The sequence below is a fragment of the Streptomyces zhihengii genome (assembly GCF_016919245.1).
Taxonomy (GTDB): Bacteria; Actinomycetota; Actinomycetes; order Streptomycetales; family Streptomycetaceae; genus Streptomyces; species Streptomyces zhihengii.
Genome location: NZ_JAFEJA010000002.1, coordinates 2,341,492 through 2,366,876, shown reverse-complemented (window position 1 = coordinate 2,366,876; position 25,385 = coordinate 2,341,492). Strand labels below are relative to the sequence as shown.

Genomic DNA, 25,385 nt, shown 5'->3' with positions numbered 1-25,385 from the left:
AGGGCGAAGATGACCGACGCGGTCGCGCTCGCCAAGCTCTACGGGACCGCCGACGTCGACCGCGCACTCGGCACCGCCGCGACGGTCGGACGCTTCGCCAGCGGTGACCAGCTGTCGATCCTGGACCGCCAGGGCGAGGACAACCGCACCGAGCCGATCCGCCGCAGTGAAGCCCACAGCCTGCAACTGGGCACCTCCGCCTGGTCGGGCTTCGGTAACTGAGCTCGCCGGCGCGTCAGGTCGCAGAACTGGGCGGATCCAGGTCCTCGTCCGGGAAGCCCCAAGCAGGCCTGCGGCCCCACTCAGGGCCAGCGAGAACCCGCACGTCGAACGGGCTCATGTCGTTGTCGTGGTCCCGGGCGGTGAATCCGGCCGCGGACAGGATGGCGATCACTGCGGCGGCCATCGCGATCTGGGTCTCGCCGGACTGCCGGATCGCCGGGGTCACCCCTTGGTGCTGCCGCGCGTCTCGCATCGCGTTGCTCCGCAGCCGGGAGCTGACCTTCCAACTCACGACAACCTCGATCTCTTCGCCGTGAAAGTGGTGATTCCACGCGTCGACACGGACCATCGCGCCGATGGCCAGTTCAGGGGCAAGGCCGGGAGAAGCGACGGGCAGGCCGGCCGCCGTGAGTTCGTCACGGACCTGCTCGGCCAGCCGCTCAGCCTCGGCCACCCCGTTCTCGGGCCTTGACCCCGAATCCTGAACACGGGTTATGCGGCTTGGGCCAGCGTAGTTGGTGTGAGCTGGAGAGCTTCCTCGAAGGCGATCGGTGATCGTTGCCCGAGGTAGGAATGTCGGCGTCGGGTGTTGTAGCGGTGGAGCCATCGGAAGGCGTCGAGCCGGGCCTCGCGCTCGGTGGACCAGCTTTTCCGTCCCTGCAGGGTCTCGCGTTTGAAGGTGGCGTTGAAGGACTCGGCGAGTGCATTGTCCGCGCTGGACCCGACCGCGCTCATGCTTCGCCGCACCCCTGCTGACCTGCATGCTTCAGCGAAAATTCTGCTCGTGTACTGGGCTCCGTGGTCGGTGTGCATGATCGATCCGGCGAGGCTGCCGCGGGTGCGGATCGCCGCGGCCAGGGCGTCGGTGACGAGGTCCGCGCGCATGTGGTCGGCGATCGCCCAGCCCGCCAGGCGTCGTGAGGCAAGGTCTATGACGGTCGCCAGGTAGCAGAACTTCCCGCCCTCGATGGGCAGGTAAGTGATGTCGCCGACGTACTTCGTGTTCGGTTTGTCCGCGGTGAAGTCGCGGCCGATCAGGTCCGGGGCCTTGGCCGCGGCCGGGTCTGGGACGGTAGTGCGGTGCCGGCGACGCAACCGGACCCCCTCGATCCCGGACGCCCTCATGATCCTGGCGACCCGCTTGTGGTTGACCACCTCACCGTTCTTCTCGCGAAGCTCGGCAGTGATCCTCGGGACTCCGTAAGTGCCGTCCGATTCCTGGTGCACCGCCCGTATCCGGGTCGCCAGGCGGGCGTCGGCTGATTGCCGGGCGGCGCGGTCAGCGGCTGTCCGGCGCCAGTAGTAGAAGCTCGAGCGGCTGACGCCGAGGATGCTGCACAGCCGCTTCACGCCGTGACGGCGCTGGAGGTCGGCGACACACTGGAAGCGGTTCACCAGCGCGTCTCCCCGGCGAAATACTTCGCCGCTTTGCGCAGGATCTCGCGTTCCTCCTCCAGCTCACGGACCTTCTTCCGCAAAGCGGCGTTCTCCGCCTCCAGCGGGGCCGGCGGCGGATAGGGTTCCTGCGTCCGCCGGCCCCGGGGACGACTCACGCCGGCGGCCCTCACCCAGTTCCGCAGGGTCTCCGGATTGATCCCCAGATCGGCGGCGACCGACCTGATCGTCGCTTCCGGCCGCGACTCGTACAGCGCGACCGCGTCCGCCTTGAACTGCGGCGGGTAGTTCTTCATGACCACGAGATGTCCGTTCTCAGATCCTCAGGATCCAGTGTCTCGTGTGTTCAACATCCGGGGTCAAGGCCCCTCCTCACTCGTCTCTGCCATGCCCCGCAACCTATCCGACCCCTCCGACACGAAAGACAGCACCAATGACCAGCACTCCAGCAACCACGACGCCAGCCCCGGCCCGGCTGGCGGCACCTGTGTCGGCGGTCGCCGCGACGTCCGGCGCCGCGTTCGAGGAGGCGATCACCCTGACCCGAAGGTTGGAGCTGCCACCATCCGCCGAGCGATGGCGGAGATCATCCCCACCGCGAAAGCCCAGCGCTGGGATCCTGCCGAGATCGTCCTGGCCCTACTCGCGGAGGAAGCCGCTGGCCCACCGCGGCCAATCTCCGCACCCGCCGCACGCCGGCTGCGTTCCCCAACCGGCAAGACCTTCCGTGACCGGCGACCCTGACCGAGCCCGCCGTCGGACGGCGCAGCCCTCACATGGCAGTCAGCGTGGTGGTCTTGCCGGCGCCGTTGGGGCCCACTATGCCGTAGAACATTCCGGGCGCTGATCGGTCCCGGCGGTGAACGTGATGAGGACAATTGGCCCCGCATTGACTGTCTGCGGGGGGCTGACGTGGGTTTGCTCCGATGAGGAGCCTCAGTCTCCGCAGGGCCGGAGGCTCGTGGAGGGGCCTCTGTGAGGCGGGGTGGGCCGGCAGCAGCGATCCTGCCGGCCCACCTGCGGCTCCTCTACGGCTTGGGAACGGTGCAGGTCAGTGTGGCCTTGGGGGCGCCGCAGTGGCCGAGCTGGGGGATCACGCAGTAGGGGTCCTTGTCGAGCAGGCGGTACTTGCCGGACAAGCCCGAGCTGAACGCGCCGCCCATGGAGGTGTAGTTGATCCAGCTGGACATGGCGGAGCGACCGCAGACCTCCGTCCACGTCGGTGCCGCACGACGTTCGTCGTCATACAGGTGCCACTCGCCGCGCTTGACCCGGGTGGCGTAGGTCTGCACGCACCAAGCGCTCGTGTACGGCAACGCGCCGACCATCCGGACCGGGTGCGCCGGTATCCGTCGGGCATGACATACGCGGAGTGGGCGGCTGGCGTACGAGCACACTATTTCGGGCGGCCGGAGCGGGAACGACGGGGACGGGACTGTCGGAGGCCTCGCGTAGGTTGAGCGCCGTCGCAGTCGAACGGAACGAACGAGGAACAAGGTGAAGGCATACAACCTGGGGTTCGGAGAGTCCATGGACGCCCTGTCGGTCCGGCCGGGCAAGCCCGTCGAGATCGATCTGCCCGGGGCCCGCGTCGCCGGTTGGTGTGGCGGTCGTGCGCCCGGAATCGGAAAGGCCTCCTGGCCCCGGAGCCCTGTCACGGGGCTGCCGATGACCCATGTCATCACCCTCGAACTGCCCGAGGACTACCGGCGCAAGGGCCAGGACCTGGTAGCCGTCTCCTTCTTCCACGCCGACGACCACGTCGCCGACGACGTCGAGGGCGTGGACGAGCTGCTGGCGGGCACCGTGCCCACCCCGGAACAGGCCGCCGATCCGTTCCTCGCCGCGGTGGCCGCGACGGCCGCAGCCCGCCACCCCCGGCAACAGGACCTGCAGGACCTGATCGGCGGCGCGCACGCGCTCATCTGGCTCACCGCCGAGGAGTTCGCCGCGCCCCGAGTAGATCCCCCGGCCGACATCCGGCCGGACGGCCTCGGCGACGAGTACAGCCGCGGCCAGAACGCCTGGGACGACAGCGCCCCCGAAATCACGGTCTGGATCGGGGAGCGCACCGGCGACCCGAACACCGGCATCGCCCCGGCGGACCACGGCGAGGGCGATTACGTGCAAGCCTGGTCCTCGAACGACAAGGATCTCGAAGCGTTCTGGCCGTCCGTCGAGGGCATCTCGCACCTCGGCGGAACGGTGATGCCCTGCCAGACGTTGCCGAAGGGGCTGACACCGTACGTCTTCGAGCTGGAGGACGGCGTCGGCGGGGTCAACTTCGGCGGCGGCAACGCCCAGATCGACCTGGAGTCGGGCGTCTTCGACTGGGCGCAGTAGCGGACAGCGGAGCCCGCTGCCCACGACGGCGCCGAGCGTGAGCGCGGCTGCGGGCAGCCCCGCGCGGAACCGAGCAGTACGCGACGAGCGGCGCGCCGAGGGCGTATGGACGTCGGCTGGATGCGCCGGGCAGGCGGCCGCGAAGCAGCGGGTGGACGGTGTGCGATGCCCGAAGCCCGCCCCCGTGGCGAGGTCGGCGGGGGCGCAGGTGGGGGGGGGCAGGGTGACGCCAAGGTAGGCGGCCGCCGAGGTCGGAGGCCATCCGGTTTCTCGCGTCTCAGAAACGTCACCAGCTTGCCGGACTGTCCCGGGCTCGCCAGGACGGTTCCGTCGCCGTGATCACTCCAGTCACGGTGAGACCTTCTCAGGGCGGATCATGCCCCGGCCCTTTACTCGGCCAGTGCGGCACTTACCCGGGCCAGGCCGTCGCCGGGCAGGGCGAAGTCATTGGCAGGGTTGCGGAACGAGTACCTGCCGTCGTTGCTCCGCGTGCCGTTGTCGGTCGTTGCCCAGCGCACCGGACCGGTGGGTCCTTGCTCTTCGAGCATGGCTGTGGCGAGCGGCGCGGCGGACTGCACGCCCAGGCGGGCGTGCAGGGCCGCGGCCAGGCGGTCGACTGCCTCCGGAGGTGTGGCCGAGTCCGCGAACGCGGGCAGCAGGAGGCGGGCGTGGGGGTCTGTGACGGTGCCGCCGGGCAGACCATTGTCCGCAGCCGCGACCAGGTCCGGCCAGGACAGTCCGGGGCCCATGAAGTGCCCGTCGGTGCGCGCGAGGAGTTCGGCACGGTCCCAGTCTGGATGGTGCACCAGGCAGTCGACCCCCTCCTCGTCAGGAACGGCGCGGTAGACGACGTGGAGCTGGTGGCCGCCAGCGAGCGGGATGGTGAAGAGGGGCCATTCAGGCCGCCGCCACAGACGCTCTCGGTGGGCCCGGTGGTCAGCCCAGGCGTAGCCGGGGCCGAACATTAGCGCACCGGCTCTGCCCTGGGCGCAGGGGTAGAGGTGCCCCATCCAGAACAACCTCTCGTCCAGCAGCTCGGGGCTCAGACCGAAAGGACCGTCGTAGAAGCCGGCTATCCGTATGGGGTGTGCATGCGCGTCACTGCTCACGCGGCCATCATGCAGCGTCACCGTCAGGTCGGCGGAGCTGAGGCCTGAGCGGGAGATCTTTGCGGGACAGGGACTCCAGCTGCAGATCGTGATCCTGATCGCGGTGCGGTCGCCGGGCGTTGAGCGGTCTCATGCTGGGGCGGGGGTGGCTGCTGGGACACTTCATGGACGCCTCCGATCCTCGCGCAGCGAGGACCTGGAGATCAATGGCGTTCACCCGCAGCGCGATGAGCGGGCTCGGTGGGTGACCGGCGAAGGGCGCACCACCTTGCTGACCTTGCCCCCGGGATCTCTCCGCGTTGTTGAACGGCGAAGCGAGTGGTACGTGGGGCGTCCTCGGCCGGCTTGAGTGCTCGGGCCGTAGTTTCATGAGTGTCGGTGTCTTCATGGCGAGTTCTGATGCTTGTGCAGTGCCGTGGCGGCCCGGAAGCGGAGCCGTCCGCAGCGGTCCTTGTCCTCGTCGGTCGCGTCGTCGGCGCAACAGCAGTGCCACGCGAGCCGACGCAGGTCCTCCGGGTCCAGCCAGAGAGCGATGCGGCCTTGCACGGTCTCGGCCTGCGGGTCCGTGGGTTGTGGTGATTCCATGGGTCAGGACTGTACGGCCGGTCCCGGAGCGCCATGGCCGGGCCGCGGTGGAGTTCGTACGCGGTGCCGCGATCGCCACTCGGCGACAGCGCTCTCTCGTCGACGGTACTCCGTTTCGTGGCTCCGGGAGGGAACGGACGGGCCGCCGGTGGATTCACCGGGTTACGGATGCCTGCGGAGGCGATCACGGCGAGGACGGGAAGCCGGTTCGCCCGTGCGGATCACCGCAGTTCGAATGCCAGATCTCGCGACCGCACACGCTCGCGTGGACCGGCCGCACGCAGGACGACGTCCAGCACCCGTGCCGGATCGGCTGCGTAGGCGTGCGAGAACCACGCCATGTTGGCCTCCACCACGGCCCAGCGGTGTCCTGGGCGGTACGGGTCCAGCAACTGCCCGACGTCCACGACGACGGCGCTCGGCAGCGTATGTCCGGCTGCTGCGGCCAGCCGGTCGGCGAACTCGGTGATCTGCGCGGTGACGGCACGGTCGGCGCGCTCCGTGCCGAGCGGGCGGGGGTCGAGCCGACCGAACACCGCGTACCGGCTCGCCGTGACGATCCGGCCGTCCAGAAGGAACAGCCGGTACTCGGCCGCGAAGGTCACCACATCGGACAGGAGCACCGGTGTCGTCGGGTCCAGTGAGAAGGGCAGCCGGGAGCCGTCGGTGTACACGTCTGGCGGGAAGGACTTGTCACGAGGCGGCTTGATGAACGTCGGCCGATCGATAGCCCATGCGTCCGCGACGGTCCCGGCCCGTACCCGGCGGCCGGTGAACTCCTCCGGCAACTCGGCGAGCCAGTCGTCCACCGGCTCCAGCAGGGCGAACCCGAGCCGGCCTGCCAGCTGGGCACCCGCGACCGGTCCGCCGTACCAGTGAGCGGGGCCCGCGAGGCCGGGCTCCTCGGCCTCCCTGACCGGCATCCCCCGGTCCGTCGCCTCAACGGCCAGCAGTTCCATCGTTGACGTCCGCCGCCCGGGCATGACCAGCACCGCACTCCCCTTGCACTCCGCAAAACCGCCATGCTACGGGGCTGGTCGTCCAGTGCGATGGTGGACCTGACCCGAGGCAGGCTCGGCAGTGTCAGGGCCGCAGCCGACGGAAGAGGATCGTTCGATGGCGACATACGACCTGGGACCGGCTGACCGAGTCGGCCGGTCCGGGTCCAGTCACGCGAGTAGGACGGGACGTCGTGGCAGGCCGACGGATCCGGGACTTCGGGCCGAGGCTTGCGGGTGACACACGCGGTGCGCCGAGGATGGCCGCCAGCCGCTGCGGCTGAAGTGGCAGGTACCGTACGGGGCGATGCGTACCGCCCGCGCCCGAGATGGGCAGGTCGCCGTCGATGACGAGCCAGGTGCGGATGCGGTCCAGTTCGTCTCACAGCCGGCGCGGGCCGCCCTAATGGACGGTGGGCAATTCCCGGGCCCTGGGCGCCGTGGCGCAGGCTCAGGAGCCGTCCGGGTGCAGCATGTAGGTGGTGCGGGTGCCGTCCGCGGGTGTCTCCATGCGGTGTTCGATGCCAGGGACGGTGAGCTCGAGGGTGGAGCGTACGTCCCAGGTCCGGCTGATCCGCGTCACCGGGTAGCGGCCGGTGGTGTCGCTTTCGCCGTCGGCGTTGCGCGCGGTCGCCCACAGACCGGCGTTGTCGACAGCGGGAGGTAGTCGTCGCCGTGCGCCAAGCGATGTGGTTGTAGGCTGCCAGACCCCGACGAGGCCGACAACGCCGCCTTCGCGCCCGCGGATCCCTCGTACCCGCCGCCACCGGGCGGGGTGAAGGGGAGCGTTTTCGGGATGACGGCGACCTGGTTCGCCTGGTGGATGCTGTGGCTGGTCCGCGCGTCCGTGCTGGTGGAGGGGGACGCTCGTCGTCGTCCGGTACGTCGGACCGGGAGATCTGTTGGAGTGACGAGCACGGCCGGCACGAGTGCGGCCGGCACGAACGCCGTCTGCAGCTTTTGAAGGATTCCTGAAGGAGGCAGCCGCACCATGGCGCTGAACGGAGTCGCGCGGTACGGAGGGCGGAGTTCTGGACGAGGGGCGACCGCACCGGCCCGGACCGGCCGCCGTCCCGGTGCGCGAGTGCGGCGAGAGGCTGGTGGATCTGCGTGACGTGCCCGCCCTGCTGATCACGGGGCGGGGGCCGGTCTTGCTGCGACTGGGCGTGGTGGACCGCCTGGTCACGGCACAGACGATGCTGCCCGAAGGGCTGCGGCTGCTGGTGATCGGCGGCTACGGGACCGGTGCCGGACTCCGGTGCGCCGGGCACGAGACAGGTGCCGCGGCGGACCTGACCCTGTGCCGCGCGGACGGCGCGGAGCTGTGGCCAGGAGCGGCGGACCCGGTGGCTGTGGAGCAACGACACACCCTGAGCAAGGCGTTGAGCATCGCGGGACTGAGCACATACGCTCAGACCTGGTGGCATTGGTCCCACGGCGACTGTTCTTGGGCGTATCAGCGGAGTGCCGGGCATGCACGGTACGGTCCGGTCGAGCGCTGAGTGACACCGTTCGTCGGCGTACGCCGCCTCACAGCGTTGTTGAGGGGGCAACATGCTGCACGTGCGACTGCTCGGGCCCATTGACGCCGTGGGGGCGCGGGGCCGGATCGACCTCGGCGGGGCGAAGCCCCGCGCTCTGCTGGCGGCCCTGGCACTGGAGCCGGGCCGGGTCGTGTCCGCCACCCGGCTCGTGGACGTCGTGTGGTGCGACAACCCGCCGGCTAGTGCCCGCGCCCTCATCCAGACCTACGTCTCCACCCTGCGCAGGGCCTTCGCCGAAGCCGGGCACGACGGCGTCATCGTCACCCGGGCTCCCGGCTACGCCCTGCGCTCCGAGGCCGTGTCCGTCGACGCCGACCGCTTCGCCCGGCTGCTGTCCCGGGCCGGTGAGGCAGCCACCGCCGAGGACTTCGCCGAAGCGGCGGCCCTGCTGCGCGAGGCCAGGGCCCTGTGGCACGGTCCGGCACTCTCCGGCGTCGCGGACCCGCCGCTCGCAGGGGAGGCCCGGCGGCTGGACGAGATGCGCTTGTCGGCCGCCGAGCAGCTCTACGCCGCTGAGCTGGCAGGGGGCCGACTGGACCATGTGGCGGAGCTGACCGCCCTGGTTGACGCGCATCCGGTCAACGAGCGGCTGCGCGGCCAGTTGATGGTCACGCTTCACCGCCTGGGCCGGAGAGCTGACGCCCTGGCCTGCTTCCGGACGGGCCGGGACGCCCTCGTCGGAGAGCTGGGCATCGAGCCCGGACCGGAACTGCGCGAGTTGCACAGATCGATCCTGCAACCGCCCGACGGCCCGCCGCCCGGCGAGCCGGACCGGACGGCAGGCGCGGCCAATCGCCAGCCGCCGGCCCATCTGCCTCCCTCCCTGCCGGACTTCACCGGCAGGGAAGGGGAACTGCGTCTGCTGGCGGAGGGCCTGGCCTCCACCGCTCCGGTCCATGTCGTCGCCGGGCCGGGAGGCAGCGGTAAGTCCGTCCTCGCCGTGCACGCCGCCCACCAGGTGGCGGCCCGCTTCCCCGACGGGCAGCTGTACAGGGAACTGCGGGGCATGACCGGCAGCCCGGCCACCACCGGTGAGGTCCTCGGTGGCTTCCTGCGCGCGCTGGGCGTACCGGAACGGCGGTTGCCGGAGTCCGACCAGGCCAGGGTCGAGCTCTACCGCACCCTCGTCGCGGGCAGGCGGCTGCTCATCGTGCTCGACGACGCCGCGAACGAGCAGCAGGTGCGCCCCCTGCTTCCGGCCGGCAGCGGATGCGCGGCCCTCGTCACCGCACGGGACCGCCTCGGCGGCCTCGCCGGGGCCCGGCTGACCGAACTGGGCGCGCTGGTGCCGGATGAGTCCATGGAACTGCTCACCACCATCGTCGGAGCGGACCGGGTGCGTGCCGAGCCCGACGCAGCGGCCCGCATCCTCGCGGCGTGCGACCATCTGCCGCTGGCCCTGCGCATCGCCGGGGCCCGGCTGGCGATGCGCAGCCGGATGCCGCTGGCCACCCTCGCGGAACGCCTGGACGACGAACGCCGCCGTCTCGACGAACTGTGCGCCGGCGACCTGGCGGTACGCTCCACCATCAGCCTCAGCTTCGGGACACTGAGCGAGCAGGCCCGCACGGCGCTGGGCCGTCTCGGCCACCTCGGGCTGCCGGACTTCTCCGCCTGGGTCGTCGGCTGGCTGCTGGAACTGTCGGACTCGGGCGCGCAGCGGGTCCTGGACTCACTCGTCGATGCCCAGCTGGTGGAGTTCACCGGGGTGGACACCACCGGCACGGACCGCTACCGCCTGCACGACCTGATACGCCTCTTCGCCCGCGAGTACGCGGAGAAGACGGAGCCGGCGCACGTCCTGAGGAACACCGTCGAGGCGCCGCTGCACGGCTGGCTGGCGCTGCTGCGGGCGGTGGCGGCGACCCGGCCGCCCGCGGCACTGATCTGGCAGCCGTCTGCGACCGTGACCGTGGCCAAGCCCCCCGCCGAGCGGACCCGGCGCGTCCTCGCCGGTGTCGCCGACTGGATGGAGGGAGAGGAGCCCGGCCTCGCCCACACTCTCGAACGCGCCGCCGAACTCGGACTCGACGTGCTGGTCTGCGAGGTCCTCTCGGCGCACACCGCCGTCGAACTGGGCGACAGCCGCTACCGGTTCGGGGAGCGGATCACCTCCCTCGGCGTCGCGGCCGCCCAACGCGTCGGCGAGCAGGGCACCAAGGCCGCCATGCATGCCGAACTCGCCCGCCTCCGCTACGCCCAGGACCGGTTCGCCGAGGCCCGCGCGCACTACGGCGAGGCGCTCAGCGGCTTCAGGATCGAGCACGACGTGCGGGCCCAGGCCGCCGCACTGGCCGGTCTGGGGGCCGCGTGCCGCGAACCGGGCCACCTCGCCGAGGCCCTGCACTTCCTCGACCAGGCCAGCATCCTGGTGCGAGCCCTCGACAACCAGCGCGGCATCGGTCACGTCCACCGCATCCGCGGCTCGGTCCGGCTGGAACAAGGGGACTACGAGGGCGCCAGGGACGACATCGGCACAGCCCTGTCGGCCTACCGGGAGGCGGGCAGCAACCGCGGCATCGCGCTGGCCCTGCGCACCGAAGGGCTGTACCACCGGGCACGCGGCGACTACGAGGCGGCGCTGGGCGCATGTGCGCAGGCAGCGGACCTCTTCGCCGCGCTCGGTGACCGGCTGATGCGCTCCTATGCCGTACGGGCACATGCCAAGGCGCAGTTCAGGCTCGGGGCGCACCAGGAGGCGCTGCCCCGGCTGGAGTGGGCGCTGGGCGTGGCGACCGCGTCGGGCGACCGTTTCGGGCAGGCGGTGGCACTGCGGTCGATCGGCCAGCTCCACCTGGCGCGGGGACGACTCGACCAGGCGCTGAGCCGCCTCGACTCCGCGATGGTGCTGTGGGAGGCGATGGACGTCCAGGTGTGGCGGGCGCGTACCGAGTACGACCTGTCGCTCGTGCACGCGGCCCGCGGTGACGCGACGGCGGCGCAGGCGTGCCGCACCCACGCCATGGGCGTGTTCCAGGAGCGCGGAGCCCGGGAGTTCGCCGAGATCAGCGGTTCTGCAGAAGCAGGTGCAGAGCGGCTGAAGCACAGTTGAAGGAGCTTCTCCCAGTGTGGTCGGCACAGCGAACGACCGACTCCCGAGGGGGAACTGTCCATGCGTATCAGCCTGCGCCGCCCGGTCACCGTGCTCACCGGTGCCCTCACCGCGTCCGTGCTCGGCCTCACGGCCGCCGTCGTCAGCGAGGTGGCCGCACCGTCCACCGCGTACGCCTCCTCAGTCGGAGGGGCGATCAGCCGCGCCGAGATCCTGAACCGTGCGGAGTGGTGGATCGACACCTACGGTGCGATCTACAGCCAGGACCAGGCCGACGCGAAAGCGTCCGTCACCGGGGAGAAGTACCGTCCGGACTGCTCGGGCTTCGTCTCCATGGCCTGGCGCCTGCCGAAGGACGGCGGCTGGGACCGCAACACCCGCAACCTCACCTCGTACGGGGACACCGCCGGTGTCTCGCTGGACGACCTCAAGCCGGGTGACGCGATACTCGACTCCGTCGACGGGCACGTCGCCCTGTTCCACAAGTGGACCGACTCCAGCAAGACCAACATGTGGGTCTACGAGGAGTACAGCACCGGCGACGCGGGCCGGCACGTCGTCAAGTCCAAGTCGGCCTATGCCGACTCCGGTTACCGCGGGATCAGCTACGACGAGGTAGTCGGCTCGACGGGCTCGGCCTCCGTCTACGGCACCATGAGCGACGGCCGGCTCACCTACACCCGCATCGACACCGAGACCGGGCGGCGGAGCCACGGCGCGGTCGTCTCCACGGCGAAGCTGGGCTTCACCCCCAAGGCCATGGCCACTCTCAACTTCAACACCGTCCTGGTCACCTCCACGGCCGGACAGCTCTACCGGGTCGACGTCATCACCAACAACGACTCGCTCAGGTTCGAGACCCCGGTCCACCTGGGTGGCGGCTGGACCCACGACCTGCTCACCTACGACGGCAGCGGCCACCTGTACGGCATCGCCGACGGCACCCTGCGCCGCTACACCATCGGCGCCGCCAAGCCCAACGCCTCGCACATCACCGGGAACACCATGATCGACACCGGCTTCGCTCTGAGGACGCTCACGTCCACCGGGCCGGACTGGCTGCTGGGCACCACAAGTGCCGGTGAACTCCTCTCGTACCGCATCCGAGGCGCCGGTGACTGGTCGCGCTACGAGCTGCGCTCGTCCACCTGGCAGACCATGGACAACCTGATCGCCCCCGGCGGCGGCGCGTTCTACGGCCACCGGGCCGATGGCGGCTCGGTGCACGCCTACCTGGACACCCTGCCGGATAACGGCAGCGGCGCCGACCTGACCGGCACCGGTACTGTCGACGCCAGTGGCTGGACGCAGACCCTGCTGTCCGCCCAGCCCCGCACCGCCCAGTAGGCACACGGCCGGCGACCGGACGCCCCGGCAGCCGGGAGATTCGTCACCGCACGCGCTGTCGGGGCCAACAGGCTCCGGCAGCGCGCGGCGGTGTCAGCCGGGGGGAGCGGCGCGGCGGAACTCCGGATGCGGAGACTCCGCGAACGTCGAGGAGGCGCAGACCGGGGGACGGAATCACCCGTTCGATGAAGCCGCTCTGTGAGGACAGCCGGTTTATGACCGGATCAGCGGATCCTCTTCGCATCCTCAGCATGCTTGTCGCGTGGGTCGCCACGCCGTGGCACTCGCCCCGCCCTCCCTGGTCCTTGCCGTCGGGTCGGTGATTGTGCTGGTCACCGCACTGGCAGTCTTCGTCACCCCTGGAGACAACGGGATGGAAAGAGAAAGGATCCTCGTCCCGGTCCCGGGAGCGGTGACCATCTGCGTGGTCCTGATCCATCTCTTCGCGGCGATCCTTTCCTCCTGGGTGGCGTGGCCGACGTGGGCAGCGGTCGTTGTGACGGCCCTGGCCGCGACAAGTCTGATCGCCGAGCAGCCCCGCTGGCGAAGCCTGCTCGCCGGCCAGGTGTCCAACGACGAGACCCGGCACAGCAAGACGCGGGGGGAGACACACTGGTCTCGGAGCAGGGTCAGGAACCGGACGATGAAGGCGGCACAGAGGGCGACGGCGATCGAGCCGAACGCCGGCGGACAGGACGCTGCGGTCGGGGCGGTCGCAAGTTCCGGCTGCGGGCGCGCCCCCTGCTGTCGCCACGGCACGGCTGATGGCATCCTGACCCGGACAACTGCTGCCGGTGCGGCTGACGTTCACCAAAGCGGCACCCCGGGCGGGACCCGGGGGGCCGTGGGGCGACCGCACCCCGGCAAGCGACGAACGACGGGGGACTGATGAAGGCACGCCTGACCTGGGCCTGGGCGGCACTGCTGACGGGCGCACTCGCCGCCGGCGGCTGCGGAACGGCCGAGCGAAGCAGTGGTCCGGCCGGGGGTCCGTCCCCCGGAGCCACGGCGTCGAGCACCTCTCCCCCGGACCCCGCCGCCACGCTCGTCGAGCTCTCGGTCACGGGCGGGTTCGCCGGTGTGCGCGATGTCGTGGTCGTCCGGGAGGACGGCACGTACGCCAGCTACCGCAAGCAGGGCAAGGGCGACTCGGGACGGATGGAAGGCGCCGAACTGGACCGCCTGAAGGACGCACTCGACGCGGCCCGGTTCACGGCCCTGCCGGCGGAGGTGACGTCCGCGCCCATCGCGGACGGCTTCACCTACCGCATCACCCACCGCGGCCACGCCGTGACGACCTCCGACCCCGTGCCGCTCCCCGAACTCAAGGCTGTGCTCGCCGCCCTCCCGACCCGCTGAGCGCCGCCTGGCGGGCCCCAGCCCTACCCGCGCCTGCACCAGGCGTGGGACCTGATCAGGATGCAGGTTAGGCGCCGGGGTGAAGCCGAGAGAGGTAAGCGCGGTGGGTAGCCGGCCTGCTGGCGACGACCGGCCCTGCCTGGTTGGTGTCGGCAAGGTGCAGCGCCTGGTGGACGAGGCGGCCGTCTGAGACGGGGGCGACCAGGCGGTGCTCTCGGCGAACCAACCGCCGGTGCTGACGGCCTGGAGCTGGAGCGGGCCGCCGATGGCGACGACCTGCGTCCTGAAAAGCCGGGCGGCTTCGGCAAGAGCCGGGCGGCGGCGCGGTTCGTCGACCATGGGCGCCTCGTCGACGGCCAGGACGTCAATGCCGCGCAGCCCGTCGCCGAAGTCGATCGCTCCAGCCGGGAAGCGACCGTGCCCGTCGGGATCCCGCAGGCATCACCGAGCCCCTGCGCTGCGACCGCTGGTGAGCGTCACGCCCGCGTGTGGTACTGGTCGCGTCCCAGTCGACCCTGCACTCCTCCATGAGTGAGGACCCGCCCGCGCCTGCGGCGCCCATGACCTACTCCACGCCGTCCCGGCGGTCAGCACCCGCTCCACGACGAGCCGCTGACCGCCGGAGAGGACGACACTGATCTCCCCTGTATGCGGTGCTCGGTCTGAGCCAACCGTCGTGCGGCTCCACCGACCACGGCGACGTCCGCATCAGCGCGGCATGCTCGGTGGCGACCCGGGCTCCTCCTCGTCCTCCTCCCGGACGTCGTCCCCACCCCCGCCCGTGCCGTCGTCCTGTTCCTCTCCGCGTTCAACCCCGCACACGACGACCAACCCCCGGCCTTGCAGCTGCGACCACCAGGTCCTTCATCGTCGCGTGCCGAATTCGCGATGCGGCCGGTGCGAACGCTGCCGTCCAGGCTGTCCCAGGCGGCCACGATCGCGGGGTCGGTGAGCATCCGGACGAACGCGGTGAGCGAATTCGGGCGGCCGGAGTCGAGGAGGGCGCCGGTGGGAGTCATGGAGAACGTGTCGGGTTCGTGCTCCTCCAGCAGGCCCATACCGGCGAGGGCGCGCAGCAGCTGTGTCATGGGCGGGTGCGCTGTCCGCGCCTACCTCCAGCCGTTCGCACCATCCCGGCCGCACCGGCTGCCCGACCGCCATCGCCGCGGACCGTCGCCGGGTGGATCCTGACCCACCCGGAAGCCCTGCCGGAGAGCGAACGACTCAAGCTGAAGTCAGTGCTCGCGCACTGCCCTGAACTGGACGCTCTCGCCAGTCATGTCCAGACGTCCGGGAGGATGATCATCGCACTCCAGGGCGACCGGCTCCCGCAGGGGATCAAAGCGGTCCGCGCCACCGACCTGCCCAACCTCCAGGCCTTCGCCAACGGCCTCGACCGCGATCTCGCCGCCGTAACCGTCGGCCTGACACTGCCGTGGAGCTCCGGCGTCGTCGAAGACCACGCCAACCGGATCAAAACGATCAAGCGCCAGATGTGCGGCCATGCCAGCTTTGCGTACCTCGGAAGGGAGTCCTACTCGCCAGCTGAGTTCTCAGCTTCTGCGCGCAGGTCGTGAATGTCGTGAACAGAGAAGGTCACCGGCGAAGGGTTCGCGTCGCATTCCCGGCCGTGCAGATCCTCCGGGCGCAACGACCAGGCGATGGCCTCGTCGGGGCCGCAGTACGACGGGTCCAGCTGGAATGTGGTCCGTGTACCGGAGGGCTTGGATGTGGCGAACTCCTCCCAGTCACCCGCCGACAGCGCCCCGGCCAGTTCCTGGCGGAAGCCTCGCCCGTCCAGCCGCACCTCAACAACGGTACGGACGCTGAGGGCCGCGGCCGTTGCGGGCGCCCATCGCTCCTCGTCGAGGAGGGATCCAAAGAATCCAGGGAGAGGCTTTCCCTGCTCGTCGCCAGGGCGGCGCTGGTCATCCTCCACGCTGAAGACCAGGTCCGATTCGATCTCCACTCTGACCTGGCCATGCGTACCGTCGCGGTGATGCAGCGCGTCCCACACCACCTGCTGAAGAATTTCTGTCGGCAGCTCAGGACTTTCCCGGGCGACCCGGAAGTACATCGCAGGACGCGCCCGCACGTGCTCCTCGAAGCTGAATACCTGGATCTGTTCAGCCGTGTAGCGCTCCACGGAGCCGATCATCGCACCCCGGGCGCTGCGCATCATCGGTCGCATCACCATTCCTCCCCACCAGGCACGCGCTGTCGAAGCGCTGACCGCCGTCCTGGCAGCAAGCACGACCCCGCATCCAACCCATCGGACAGGAACGCTGGGAGATCGAGCTCGCCTTCGACAAGATCAAGAACCACCCCGGGCCGGGCGGCCCGATCAGATCGCGGACACCGGAGGTCCTCCGGTGAGCCGTTTCAGGGGTGGGGTGGCGGATGTGCGGAGTCCGGCCGTACAGGGCCATCCCCGGGACGACGTTCACGCAGGGCACGATGCTGGTACAGCAGGCCGCAGAGAACTCCGGCGCTCCGCGCCTCCGGTCAGGGAAGGCCTTCGCCCCCGCCCTGAAGGGCGAGCACCGGCCAAGATCAGAGGTAGAGTGGACTGTCGAGATCGCCATTCGAAAGAAGAGTCATGCCCCGCAAAACGGCGGCTGCTCTACGTCTAGACACTGCCTGCCGGTCCCATCTTCGGGACTACCGGCGCCGGTCCTCACAGTTCTCACCCCATACGCGTCGTCAGGCGGCCCGGTTTGAGGCCGAGCGCGGCCTTCCTGTTCAAGCGCTTGAGCACGCCGTCCAATGCTGGCGGGGCTTCGTGCACCGTCCAGGATGGCCGCTCTACCTGCCCAGACCGCATCTACCCGGCTACGACATCTGGGACGACCGCCTTCTGATAGAGCGAGCGATCGGCGCTCTCGACAGACGAGCAGCCCGGGAAATCGCGTCAGCCGTCAAAGATGCCGACGCCGACTTCCTGGCACGTACACTCCCCGACCCTCACGCTCCTCCTGCCTGGCCATGGTGGCGTGGCAGATGCCAGGACCTGGGCGACATCATGCATGTTCCATCACAAGCGCATGTTCCCGCTCGGCCATCGGCTGGATCGACTAGCGCCGACCATCCCGCATCAGCCCCCGCAGATAACACCCGCCCCACCGCCGCTGATCCCGCCGCGCAACGACCCGAACACATCGGCAACGAACTACGCCATCTCCCCCCTCCCCGGAGCCGTTCCACCTCCCCCAGTCTCAGGACCAGAGGATGCCCTCCACCAGGCATGACCGCCCCACGTAGCGAAGACCAATAAGGGCTGCCGATGCGGCGGGGGAAGCACGCGGCGGCCCTGGCCGATGGTCCACGGACCCCCAGCGCACCGTGGTCCCCTTGTCTCAGCGGTGCCCCGAGACCGGTTCATATCCCGATGGTGGCGCCCCGCGGCGGCACCTTGGCGCTATACGGCGGGCCGTCCGACGAAGCGCCTGGACCCAGCACGCCTGCGCCGACCGGTCCGTGATCACCCGCGTCGGGCCGCACCACGCGGACCTGGCCGAGTACGCCGACGGCCCGGCCGGGCTGCCTACTTTGTCCGCGACGCTGCCCAGCCTCATCGTCCGTATGTCCGGCGGCGGTCTCGCCGTCGACGAGGCTGGCATGTCAGCCCCTCGGCCCAGGCCCGGGAGGCCAGCTCGTCGATCAGTCGGTCACCCACCACCCTCGCCGGCTGAGGCTCGTCCGTCTCGCTGCTCTCGCCTCGGTCACATCTCACTGGTCATCGGCGCATCCTTCATGATCGGGAGTTGCACCGACCGATTTGCAGTCCCGCCCTGCGTCAGAGGATTCACCGATCGGCGGCAGAGGCATCGCTCCTTCCGATTACCCTCTCGGACCTGGGTAAAGGGCAGCGTGCCGTCGTGTGGCGGGGTTTGCGAAGGCTGTGATCGCCGGGCCTGCTGCGTCGAGCCGCGTCTGGACGCCGGGGATCAACCGAAAGTAGACGAGAGCAGCAACAGCAGCACGAACACGGCCATGGGCGAGAGCAACATCGTCGACACGTGAGCGAGCAGAGCTTTCGGTAGGCGCAACAAGGCAAAAGACGTCGCACCTATGACGAGCCAGGCGAAGTACAGCTGACCGGCAGACTGCCAAGCAGCGGTTTCCTCCTCCCGGGTGGTTGGCTCCGTGCCGATGACTCCTATGGATGCTAGGAGCAGCGCGGCACACACCAGCAAGTCGCCAAGAACGACGATCGCAGCCGCATGCTCGCCCGCAAGCTTGGCCTGGCCCCAGGGCCGTTTCACACTCATAGGATCCGGAGCCTACCCATCCCCAGAACGGCCCGTCAGTCGAGCACGCTGAACTAGAGGTCCGGAGCCAGCACGCGATGCACGCGGCAACGTCTTTGGCGGTCACGCGCCATACCTCGCCGACGGTGATGCACCCCGCCTGGCCGACGGGCACGAGACGTCGGTGGAGGAGCCACACTGGGACCGCACCAGCGAGGGCCGGCCGTGTGGGTGGGCAGCGCGCCCGACCACTGGTGAATGCAGCGGCCTGACGCTGCAAGCGCCGGACCTGCGGGCATGTTCTATGGGGCTTCGCGGTCCAGGAGTCACCCGATCCACGGAGCCCGTTCCCTACCCCGCGTCGGGGAATAGCGGTCCTGTGCCTGTCCGCCGAGCAGCAGGTCGTCTTCCACCAAGGCTACGGGCCCGCTCAACGCGACTGGCAGGGCATGGCATGGCTGCGCACGACCTTCGGCGGGCCCATCGGCTTCTGACGGGCTACCAGAGGGTGGTGAATCCCAGCCGGAGGCGGGCGTTCGCCTCGCTCTCGGTCAGGGAGCCGCCGCGCACGCTGTTGATCTGGGTGGGATCCAGCGCCGTGTTGTAGAGGCGCACGTCGTCGATCGCGCCGCCGAAGTGCTCCAGGCGGTCCGGTCGGGTCCCGAGGTGGATGTCGTAGGGCCCGTCGGGGCTGACGTCCCCGGTCCTGCCGCTCGCGATGGCGGTCGTAGCGCCGTCGACGGTCAGGCGCAGCGACTCGCCCTGGCGGACGAGGGCCACATGGTGCCACTGGCCGTCGCGGTAGGAGGAGTCGAGCCTCGCTTCCAGGTATCCGACGCTCCCGCTGACCACACCGCGGAGGGCCTCGGTTCCCGTGGCTGCGTCGCGCTCCGCTTTGAGGAACACCTGCTGCGCTCCGGTTCCGTTGCCGTAGGCCCAGAAGATGGGTTGGGCTCCGCCGGATTCGGTGTGCCGGAAGTGGGCGGTGACGGTGAAGTCGCCGGCCGACAGATCCAGGTCGGGTGAGCAGCTGGAGAGCCGGAGGTGGTCGTCCTGGCCGTCGAGCGCGATGGCCGTGCCGGAGCCGCGGGGAGTCAGCGCGGCACCGCCGTGGACGGCCGCGTCGTCACGGTAGGCGCCGACCGGGTCCGAGGTGCGGGGCAGACGCACCTGGGTCGTTGCACCGGTGACCTGGGACGGGCTGAAGGTGGTGAAGTCGATGTTGCCGTGCGAGGTGTTGACGGCCGTCTCGTAGACCAGGGCCACCGAGTCCGCGCTGATGAGGCTCATGTCCGAGTACCCGGCACGGTCGGGGCCGACCAGCAGGCCGGAGGCCGACCAGTTGGTCCCTTCGTCGCCGGACGAGCGGATGGCGAGTTGCTGCCGGTCCGACACGCTGCCGCCGGAGCGGGACGGAGCCGAGAACAGTATGCGGTCCTGGGTGCCGCCGAGGTCCTTGGGCGGCAGCCTGAGCAGGGAGCCGAACACGGGCGGGGCGTCGAGGACGGACACCGGCACCCGGTCGAAGGGTGCGCGGACCGAGCCGGGTACCGAGGGGTCGGAGAGCCCGGAGAAGGACTGGCCGCCGTCGGTGCTGAGCGCCGCGAGCCGGCGCTCGTCGTAGCCGCAGGCCGCGCTGCTGCGGGCGTTCACGTACAGCGACCCGTCGGTGCGTTCCACGACCGCGAGCTCGCCCGGGTTCGTCACCGTCACGGTGGTGCTCCTGATGGAGGTGGCGTGGCGGGCGCCGAGGTTCCAGGTGAGGCCGCCGTCGTCGCTGTAGTACAGCTGGCCTCCTCCGATGTCGTCCGACGCGTCGAGCGGGGTCCCGAGGTCGTCGCGGTGGTCGCCGGTGACGACGAGCCTGCCGTGGTGGGCGCCGCGGGTCAGCTGGATGCCGTGGCCGGGGCCGGTGGAGACCCAGTTCCAGGTGTCGCCCTTCAGATGAGGGAGCGGTCTGTCGTCGCGCCAACCGGCACCCTCGTCGATGCTGGAGACGACGCGTAGGTTCCGTACACCGCGGTCGCGGGTCCCGTTTTCTTTCAACTTCCAGTCGCTGGTGGCGTAGAGCACGCTGATGCGGCCGGTCACCGCGTCCACTACGGGCGAGGGGTTGCCGTGGGCGTCGTCGTCTCCGGCCGCCGCCCCGGCCACTACGGTCAGCGCGCCCCAGGTCCGCCCACCGTCGACTGATTTCTTCACCACGATGTCGTTGTGGCCTATGTCGTCGCAGGTGTCTACCCGGCCCTCGGCGAAGGCGAGCAGGGCACCGGACCGGGTCGTGATGATCGAGGGGATCCTGAAGCAGGTGTACCCGTCGGCGCCGACCGCGAAGGGTCGGGACTTCGCGGCCACACCGGCGGCTGCGGCAGGTGCCGGAGGCAGGAGGGTGGCACCGCCGAGGAAGGCGACCCCGGCGGCCCCCAGCACGGCGAGCCGGCCGGCCCGGCGGACCCGTCCGCGCCACGCGCCAGCCGGTCGTAACGTGCCTCTCCGGCTCGAGGGGCTCAGCGAACTCAACGAGCTTGCCGGGGACGGCGATTGGGTCGGGCGTTCGGATCGCATGCTGCTCCTTCGTTGCCTGGGCCAAGGCTCGGAAGAGTATGGACGATCACTGTGCGCCCGCCCCGGTCGGCCGCCGGTCGATCAGGTGAACATCTCGAGATAGTGCTTCTCGTGGACCGGGTGGTAGTCGCCAAAGTCGACCTCGGCCGGGTCGCCGCCGGTCTCGGCGGCGACGAGGCGGTCGAGGTAGTAGTCCCAGCCGGGGCCCACTCCACCCGCCATCGCAGGGTCGTCGCCCACGGACTGGCTGAAGGTGAGCCTGGTGGTGCCGTCGTGTTCCACGAGTGTCAGGGTCATGTGCCAGCTGTGGTCCTGGCCGGGGACGTGCGATACGAGGACCAGACGGTGCGGGGGCCGGCACTCCCTGATGGTGAGTACCTCGGCCTGGTGCTCGTCGCCCTCGAAGAGCATCCGGAAGTCGACCGCGCCGGACGCCGGGTCACCGGTCCACGCGCCGATCCAGCGGGCCAGGCGGTCCGACTCGGTGACCGCCGCCCAGACGTCCTCAATGCCGGCGCGGAACGTGCGGTCGAACGCGATGCTGTCCAGGCCGTCGATGGTCTCGCGGCGGCCGGTGGGAGTGCTGTTCATGCGGATTCCTCCTGAGGTCGTTCTCCGTCGGGCACGGCGTCGCCATCGCCCCTCCGATCACGGACGGCTCTGCGTACTTCGAGATCGAGGGCGTCGAACGCGCTTTCAAGGATCGGGGGGCGGCGCCCGCTGAGCTCGTCTACCAGATCCCGGACCGGATCGAGGCCCTCGCGGGCGAGGGCGTAGTGGCGCTCCCGTCCGCGGTCCTCGACGGTGGCGAGGCCGGCCTCGGTGAGCAGTCTTAGATGCTTGCTCACCGCGGGACGGCTGATGGGGTGCTGCGAGGCGAGGTCGACCACCCGGGCGGGGCCGGAGGCAAGCGCGCGCAGCAGGTCACGTCGTATGGGGTCGGCGAGGGCCATGAACGGGTCCACCCCCAATTAGTAACCCACAAGTTACCAATTGGCAAATGCGGGCGCTGCACCGTCCGGTGTATGCAGCCCGCGGTGCCGTGGTGGTCGGGCTTGTCCCGCAGGACGATGTGCGCGCGCAGGCAGTCCAGAAGCGTTGTCTGGGCCGGTGAAGGGCGGCCGCCATCGACCGCATCGGCCAGACTTCGATCGCCTCAAGTCCCGGCACGCACGTCAGCCCAGGGCAGAACGGGGTCATCCCGCCGGACCTGGCAGCGCTTGGTCGGCACAGGCGGTCAGCCGAGCATCATGGCAGGGCACGAAGACCTTCGGGCGGCGTATGCCCGGCCGGCTCCACCACACCGAAGGTCGTCGCCAGGATCAGGACCCAGTATGTCGGCAACGCGCGTGATCAGTACCGGTAGTTCTCGCTCAGCTCGTACACATCGCGGCCGAGGTCCCGCAGGAGGCGCACCAAGGAGAACGCGGCGTCCGCCTCTCGGCGGTGCCAGCGGCGGGCCGGACCGCTCCTCACCCCGCTCGCGTGCAACATGTCCAACGCCTCGTGGTCCAAGGCTTCCAGGGTGTCTTCGGTGAGCCGGTCGTAGCGGTGGCACAGGGGGGCGATGTCCCGGTCATGGCTCTCCCTGCGCTTGTCGAGTACGGGATCGAAGGTACGGGCGACGGCGTCACGGAAGGCGGTCAGCGTCCTTTCCTGCACATGGAGCAGGCCCATTGTTCTTACAAGGGACGGCGGGAAGAGCGGGGAGTGCCTGTGGTCGTCCTCGAAGGCCGAATCGATCATGGTTTCCCCGATCTCTCGCCAGGTGCGCAGTTCGGTCATGACCTGCTGGAACCGCAGGAGGATGGCAGGGGGAAGCGGCACCTCGCCGGAGGGTTCCCCCTCCCCCACCGCCACGAACGCTCGCCGCACGCCCCGTGTCACGGCCCGCTCCAGCAGCGCCGGGGAGGTGAGACGGTTGCCGATCTCGTCGAGGGAGCTGCGCACCCCGGTCGTCTGGCGCATCAGCTGGCTCATCCGGCTCTCGATCAGCGCGATGCGGTCGTCGTTGAAGGTGGCTTCGAGACGCTGCATCAACCCCTTGATCGCCGCGGAGAAATCGTCCGGGAACCGGCGGGGCGCGTAGCCGAAGACGCGCTCGAAGGGTTCGGTCACAACCTCCGAGAGGTTTCCCGCGAGATATCCGTTGACCACGAGGACGACGAAGGACGGACCGTTCGCTGCCGCGGACGCCGCCTCGCCCTGCGCCGCGACCCTCAGCGCCTCCTCGTCGTTCAGGATGGACTGGCTGAGGACGATCCCCAAGCCGGCGCCCTCCCCGCCCACCGGCAGCCAGAAGTCCACCACCGCCGCCCCGGGCTCCCCGGGCCCGCCGGACTCACCGGCGTCCCCGGACTCACCCGCGGTCTCGAATTGGTGGTCCTGTGCGAAAGCCCAGCCACCGCTGTCGAGGACCCGCACGATCTCGGCCCGCACATCCTGCGGCGAGGACGCCTCGAACTGGTCCCGCGCCACTTCCCGGAGCATTGCACGGGTGATGTCGGTCCCGGCCGCCGCCGCGGTCTGGTACGCGTGATAGCAGAGCCGGATGACCTTGCGCGCGTTCCCCCCGGCGAGTTCGACGAGGTAGGCGATCACCTCCTCACTGAACGGCCCGAGGTCCGCGCCGTGGCCACCTGGAGGGCCATCCCTCCGCCCGAGGGCGTGCCGGATGTACCCGCGCGTGTCCTCAGCGGACAGTGCCGTTGGCCGCACCACACAGGAGATCCGCTGCCGCGCGTCCCCGGGCAGGATCTCCATAAAGTCCGGGAGCCCGCTGAGAATCAGCAGCGAGCGGGTCTGTGCGAAGACCTCCAGCAGCTTCTTGAAGGCGAGGACCGACCCTTCGTGCTGCGCGCTGCGCGTCCCTCGCGAAAGAACCTTCTCGAACTCGTCGACGGCCAGCACGAACCGGTGTCCCTGCCTGCCGTATAGGAAGGCGAAGACACCGATGGCCTCAAGGGCCGAGATGTCGGTGTCGATCGTGCGCACGACGCCGCGCTCCTTCAGCACGGGGTCGGCGGGGTGGCCCGCGAGCCATTCCCAGACGGCCGCCTCGAACTCGGGACGCAGGAACAGGGCGAGGGCGGTGCCGAAGTCGCTGTGCTCGGTGATGTGTCCCAGCCGGGCCTGGAGCGACTGGAGGAAGGCGGATTCGCTCAGACCAAGCCGGCGGACGACCTCCTGTGGGTGCAGCCGGCGGTCCTTCAGCATCCTCGCGGCGTCCGCGGTCAGGGGTGAGTCGGCCAGTTCTTCGGCCACGACGTCAGCGTAGTACTCGGTGACCCGGCGGCGGACGTCGTCCTTGTCCAGCTTCGGGAAGAAGCGGTCCTTGTAGAGAGCCTGGAAGGTGTCGGAGGGCGCGTCGACGTACAGCGTGTGCGTGGCGTCCTCGCCGTGGCCCTCGATCCAGCGGAGCAGTTCGACGGTGAGATGGGTCTTCCCCGTACCGTACTCGCCGACCACGGCGACCACATGGCCGCTGCCGCCGGAGCCGGGGGCGTCCGGCTGTTCGCCGGAGGTGCGGAGGAAGGAGCGGACATGGTCAAGGGCCTGGCGCACCGCCGGGGTGGCGATGCTGAAATCGGGGCCGTCCGAGGGCGAGTGCCGGGCGACAGCACTGACCGGAAAGGGGTTGCCCCGGAAGGCAGGGGTGGGGGTGTGTTCTCTCGTCACAGCATCGCCTTCGCCACGTAGTACTCAGTGAAATCCGAGTAGCTCACCTGGTTGCGGCTCGCCCGTATCGCGGTGTCGAGGACGTGCTCGCAGGTGATCTGGAGTTCACGGATGGTGGTGCGGCCCCGGCCCTTGATCCGCGTCCGCATGAACTGCTGGATGGTCGACTCGTCGATGGCGGGTACGGCCAGGCCGTTGGCGTTCGCCAGGGCTAGCCGGTGGCTGACGAACTCCCAGCCGTCGCTCTCGTCGAGGACGTCCACGGCGAAGTGGGCGAGCGGCTTCGCTCCGGCGACGGACAGGGAAACGGCGGCCTGGGCCACGTTGTCGTAGGAGGACTCGCAGAAGAACAGAACACGCCTCTGAACCAGCCGCAGGTACTGATGCACTTCCTCCGCCAGCTCGGAGGGCGGCAGCAGGACGAGGAGGCCGAGGTCATGGCCCCGCACGATCCCGGAGAGGTAGGGGCAGAATATTGCCGGGTCCTCCCGCCGCCTTTCCAGCCCTTCCAGTTCCCGAGCGTTCAGGACGCCCAGGAGATCCAGCTCGTCCAGGAGCCTGCCGATGACGTGCCGGATGCGGGTCGCCATGTCATCTCCGGCTCGCCCGTCCTTCGTCAGATCGACGATGTGGACGGTGAGCGGCGCGGGTTGCCCTTGGAGGAAGTTCTTCGTCCACGACGCGGCACGGTGTGTCCAAGCGGTCTTCCCGCAGCCCTCAGGGCCGGTGATGAGGACCACCTGCCCGGCCTGTCTGATGTCCGGGTTCTCGCGGAGGTGCGTGACGTACGCCTGGTACGCATCCTCCGAGTGGTCGACTGGGGCATACCACGCGTCGTGGGCGGGCGTCTCCCACGGGCAGAGGGGACGGTTGTCCGCCGGTGTGCGCCCCGGGGCGGTGAAGGGGTTGGGCATGATCTCTCCGGATACTCCTGCCTG

General features: G+C 69.8%; 22 protein-coding genes and 1 pseudogene. 7 read left to right on the top strand and 16 right to left on the bottom strand.

The features are described from left to right. Positions 1 to 9 precede the first annotated feature (9 nt). Positions 10 to 222: a hypothetical protein gene (locus JE024_RS37830; protein ID WP_205378338.1), complete on the top strand. Its 213-nt coding sequence runs from the start codon at positions 10 to 12 to the stop codon at positions 220 to 222. Between the two features lie 13 nt (positions 223 to 235). On the opposite strand, the gene JE024_RS37825 is transcribed toward JE024_RS37830, so the two are convergent. The 3 genes from JE024_RS37825 to JE024_RS37810 form a co-directional block, all read right to left on the bottom strand. After that, the gene (locus JE024_RS37825) at positions 236 to 676 is read right to left on the bottom strand and encodes a hypothetical protein (RefSeq protein WP_205378337.1); all 441 of its coding nucleotides are present in this window, start codon (positions 674 to 676) and stop codon (positions 236 to 238) included. A gap of 38 nt (positions 677 to 714) precedes the next feature. Beyond that, positions 715 to 1,919, bottom strand: a protein-coding gene (locus tag JE024_RS37820) for an IS3 family transposase (RefSeq protein WP_205378336.1) whose coding sequence is annotated in 2 segments (ribosomal slippage) — positions 715 to 1,628 and positions 1,628 to 1,919 — 1,206 coding nt in all. Because the reading frame shifts where the segments join, the coding sequence is not laid out codon by codon here. Between the two features lie 726 nt (positions 1,920 to 2,645). Then, entirely contained in the window at positions 2,646 to 2,807 is a 162-nt protein-coding gene (locus JE024_RS37810) for a hypothetical protein (RefSeq protein WP_205378335.1), read from the bottom strand. Between the two features lie 478 nt (positions 2,808 to 3,285). On the opposite strand from JE024_RS37810, the gene JE024_RS37805 reads away from it, so the two are divergent. Beyond that, positions 3,286 to 3,960 carry a hypothetical protein gene (locus JE024_RS37805; RefSeq protein ID WP_244883540.1) on the top strand — a complete coding sequence of 225 codons (675 nt, stop codon included), beginning with the start codon at positions 3,286 to 3,288 and terminating at the stop codon, positions 3,958 to 3,960. A gap of 389 nt (positions 3,961 to 4,349) precedes the next feature. Here JE024_RS37805 and JE024_RS37800 read toward each other — a convergent pair whose 3' ends face one another. The 4 genes from JE024_RS37800 to JE024_RS42025 form a co-directional block, all read right to left on the bottom strand. Beyond that, complete coding sequence (locus JE024_RS37800; protein WP_205378333.1) at positions 4,350 to 5,069, bottom strand: hypothetical protein; 720 nt, start codon at positions 5,067 to 5,069, stop codon at positions 4,350 to 4,352. A gap of 384 nt (positions 5,070 to 5,453) precedes the next feature. Then, a complete protein-coding gene (locus tag JE024_RS37795) occupies positions 5,454 to 5,654 on the bottom strand; it encodes a hypothetical protein (RefSeq protein ID WP_205378332.1) in 201 nt (66 codons plus the stop codon). Between the two features lie 221 nt (positions 5,655 to 5,875). Continuing rightward, positions 5,876 to 6,613 carry an ATP-grasp domain-containing protein gene (locus tag JE024_RS37790; protein ID WP_205378589.1) on the bottom strand — a complete coding sequence of 246 codons (738 nt, stop codon included), beginning with the start codon at positions 6,611 to 6,613 and terminating at the stop codon, positions 5,876 to 5,878. A gap of 490 nt (positions 6,614 to 7,103) precedes the next feature. Beyond that, complete coding sequence (locus tag JE024_RS42025; RefSeq protein WP_280521590.1) at positions 7,104 to 7,235, bottom strand: hypothetical protein; 132 nt, start codon at positions 7,233 to 7,235, stop codon at positions 7,104 to 7,106. Between the two features lie 517 nt (positions 7,236 to 7,752). Between JE024_RS42025 and JE024_RS37785 the strand changes: the two genes are divergently transcribed. The 4 genes from JE024_RS37785 to JE024_RS41575 all read left to right on the top strand — a co-directional run bounded on the left by JE024_RS37785 (position 7,753) and on the right by JE024_RS41575 (position 13,954). Next, positions 7,753 to 8,154, top strand: a complete 402-nt coding sequence (locus tag JE024_RS37785; protein WP_244883539.1) for a M15 family metallopeptidase domain-containing protein — start codon at positions 7,753 to 7,755, stop codon at positions 8,152 to 8,154. Positions 8,155 to 8,206: 52 nt separating this feature from the next. Beyond that, positions 8,207 to 11,248 (top strand): AfsR/SARP family transcriptional regulator, encoded by a 3,042-nt coding sequence (locus JE024_RS42020; protein ID WP_205378331.1) that lies wholly within the window; start codon positions 8,207 to 8,209, stop codon positions 11,246 to 11,248. A 60-nt stretch (positions 11,249 to 11,308) separates the two neighbouring features. Then, on the top strand, positions 11,309 to 12,595 hold the full coding sequence (locus JE024_RS37775; protein ID WP_205378330.1) for an NlpC/P60 family protein: 1,287 nt from the start codon (positions 11,309 to 11,311) through the stop codon (positions 12,593 to 12,595). An 888-nt stretch (positions 12,596 to 13,483) separates the two neighbouring features. Further along, positions 13,484 to 13,954, top strand: coding sequence for a protealysin inhibitor emfourin (locus JE024_RS41575; RefSeq protein ID WP_244883537.1), 471 nt, complete (start codon positions 13,484 to 13,486; stop codon positions 13,952 to 13,954). A 216-nt stretch (positions 13,955 to 14,170) separates the two neighbouring features. Here the strand turns inward: JE024_RS41575 and JE024_RS42465 are convergent. The 4 genes and pseudogenes from JE024_RS42465 to JE024_RS37755 form a co-directional block, all read right to left on the bottom strand. Further along, positions 14,171 to 14,314 (bottom strand): annotated as a pseudogene (locus tag JE024_RS42465) (AAA family ATPase); the annotation flags it as partial. A gap of 875 nt (positions 14,315 to 15,189) precedes the next feature. Further along, the gene (locus tag JE024_RS37765) at positions 15,190 to 15,459 is read right to left on the bottom strand and encodes a hypothetical protein (protein WP_205378328.1); all 270 of its coding nucleotides are present in this window, start codon (positions 15,457 to 15,459) and stop codon (positions 15,190 to 15,192) included. 29 nt (positions 15,460 to 15,488) lie between these two features. After that, the gene (locus JE024_RS37760) at positions 15,489 to 16,145 is read right to left on the bottom strand and encodes a hypothetical protein (RefSeq protein WP_244883535.1); all 657 of its coding nucleotides are present in this window, start codon (positions 16,143 to 16,145) and stop codon (positions 15,489 to 15,491) included. Positions 16,146 to 17,901: 1,756 nt separating this feature from the next. Beyond that, on the bottom strand, positions 17,902 to 18,225 hold the full coding sequence (locus tag JE024_RS37755; protein ID WP_205378327.1) for a hypothetical protein: 324 nt from the start codon (positions 18,223 to 18,225) through the stop codon (positions 17,902 to 17,904). Positions 18,226 to 18,572: 347 nt separating this feature from the next. Between JE024_RS37755 and JE024_RS42460 the strand changes: the two genes are divergently transcribed. Continuing rightward, complete coding sequence (locus JE024_RS42460; protein ID WP_372449914.1) at positions 18,573 to 18,698, top strand: nucleotidyltransferase domain-containing protein; 126 nt, start codon at positions 18,573 to 18,575, stop codon at positions 18,696 to 18,698. Positions 18,699 to 18,702: 4 nt separating this feature from the next. On the opposite strand, the gene JE024_RS37750 is transcribed toward JE024_RS42460, so the two are convergent. From JE024_RS37750 to JE024_RS37730, 5 genes are all read right to left on the bottom strand, one after another. After that, positions 18,703 to 20,559, bottom strand: coding sequence for a sialidase family protein (locus JE024_RS37750; RefSeq protein WP_205378326.1), 1,857 nt, complete (start codon positions 20,557 to 20,559; stop codon positions 18,703 to 18,705). A gap of 291 nt (positions 20,560 to 20,850) precedes the next feature. After that, positions 20,851 to 21,360, bottom strand: a complete 510-nt coding sequence (locus JE024_RS37745) for an SRPBCC family protein (protein WP_205378325.1) — start codon at positions 21,358 to 21,360, stop codon at positions 20,851 to 20,853. Further along, complete coding sequence (locus tag JE024_RS37740; RefSeq protein WP_205378324.1) at positions 21,357 to 21,734, bottom strand: ArsR/SmtB family transcription factor; 378 nt, start codon at positions 21,732 to 21,734, stop codon at positions 21,357 to 21,359. Before JE024_RS37740 ends, JE024_RS37745 begins: the two co-directional genes overlap by 4 nt. A 388-nt stretch (positions 21,735 to 22,122) precedes the next feature. Continuing rightward, complete coding sequence (locus JE024_RS37735; protein ID WP_205378323.1) at positions 22,123 to 24,447, bottom strand: hypothetical protein; 2,325 nt, start codon at positions 24,445 to 24,447, stop codon at positions 22,123 to 22,125. Then, the gene (locus tag JE024_RS37730) at positions 24,444 to 25,361 is read right to left on the bottom strand and encodes a P-loop NTPase family protein (RefSeq protein WP_205378322.1); all 918 of its coding nucleotides are present in this window, start codon (positions 25,359 to 25,361) and stop codon (positions 24,444 to 24,446) included. Before JE024_RS37730 ends, JE024_RS37735 begins: the two co-directional genes overlap by 4 nt. Positions 25,362 to 25,385: the final 24 nt, after the last annotated feature.

Coding starts and splice junctions, on each gene's coding strand:
- JE024_RS37805 (WP_244883540.1), top strand. CDS start 3,286: ATGACCCATGTCATCACCCTCGAACTGCCCGAGGACTACCGGCGCAAG.
- JE024_RS41575 (WP_244883537.1), top strand. CDS start 13,484: ATGAAGGCACGCCTGACCTGGGCCTGGGCGGCACTGCTGACGGGCGCA.
- JE024_RS37765 (WP_205378328.1), bottom strand. CDS start 15,459: ATGGCCGCACATCTGGCGCTTGATCGTTTTGATCCGGTTGGCGTGGTC.
- JE024_RS37760 (WP_244883535.1), bottom strand. CDS start 16,145: ATGCGACCGATGATGCGCAGCGCCCGGGGTGCGATGATCGGCTCCGTG.
- JE024_RS42020 (WP_205378331.1), top strand. CDS start 8,207: ATGCTGCACGTGCGACTGCTCGGGCCCATTGACGCCGTGGGGGCGCGG.
- JE024_RS37755 (WP_205378327.1), bottom strand. CDS start 18,225: ATGAGTGTGAAACGGCCCTGGGGCCAGGCCAAGCTTGCGGGCGAGCAT.
- JE024_RS37745 (WP_205378325.1), bottom strand. CDS start 21,360: ATGAACAGCACTCCCACCGGCCGCCGCGAGACCATCGACGGCCTGGAC.
- JE024_RS37730 (WP_205378322.1), bottom strand. CDS start 25,361: ATGCCCAACCCCTTCACCGCCCCGGGGCGCACACCGGCGGACAACCGT.
- JE024_RS37795 (WP_205378332.1), bottom strand. CDS start 5,654: ATGGAATCACCACAACCCACGGACCCGCAGGCCGAGACCGTGCAAGGC.
- JE024_RS37830 (WP_205378338.1), top strand. CDS start 10: ATGACCGACGCGGTCGCGCTCGCCAAGCTCTACGGGACCGCCGACGTC.
- JE024_RS37810 (WP_205378335.1), bottom strand. CDS start 2,807: ATGTCCAGCTGGATCAACTACACCTCCATGGGCGGCGCGTTCAGCTCG.
- JE024_RS37775 (WP_205378330.1), top strand. CDS start 11,309: ATGCGTATCAGCCTGCGCCGCCCGGTCACCGTGCTCACCGGTGCCCTC.
- JE024_RS37790 (WP_205378589.1), bottom strand. CDS start 6,613: ATGGAACTGCTGGCCGTTGAGGCGACGGACCGGGGGATGCCGGTCAGG.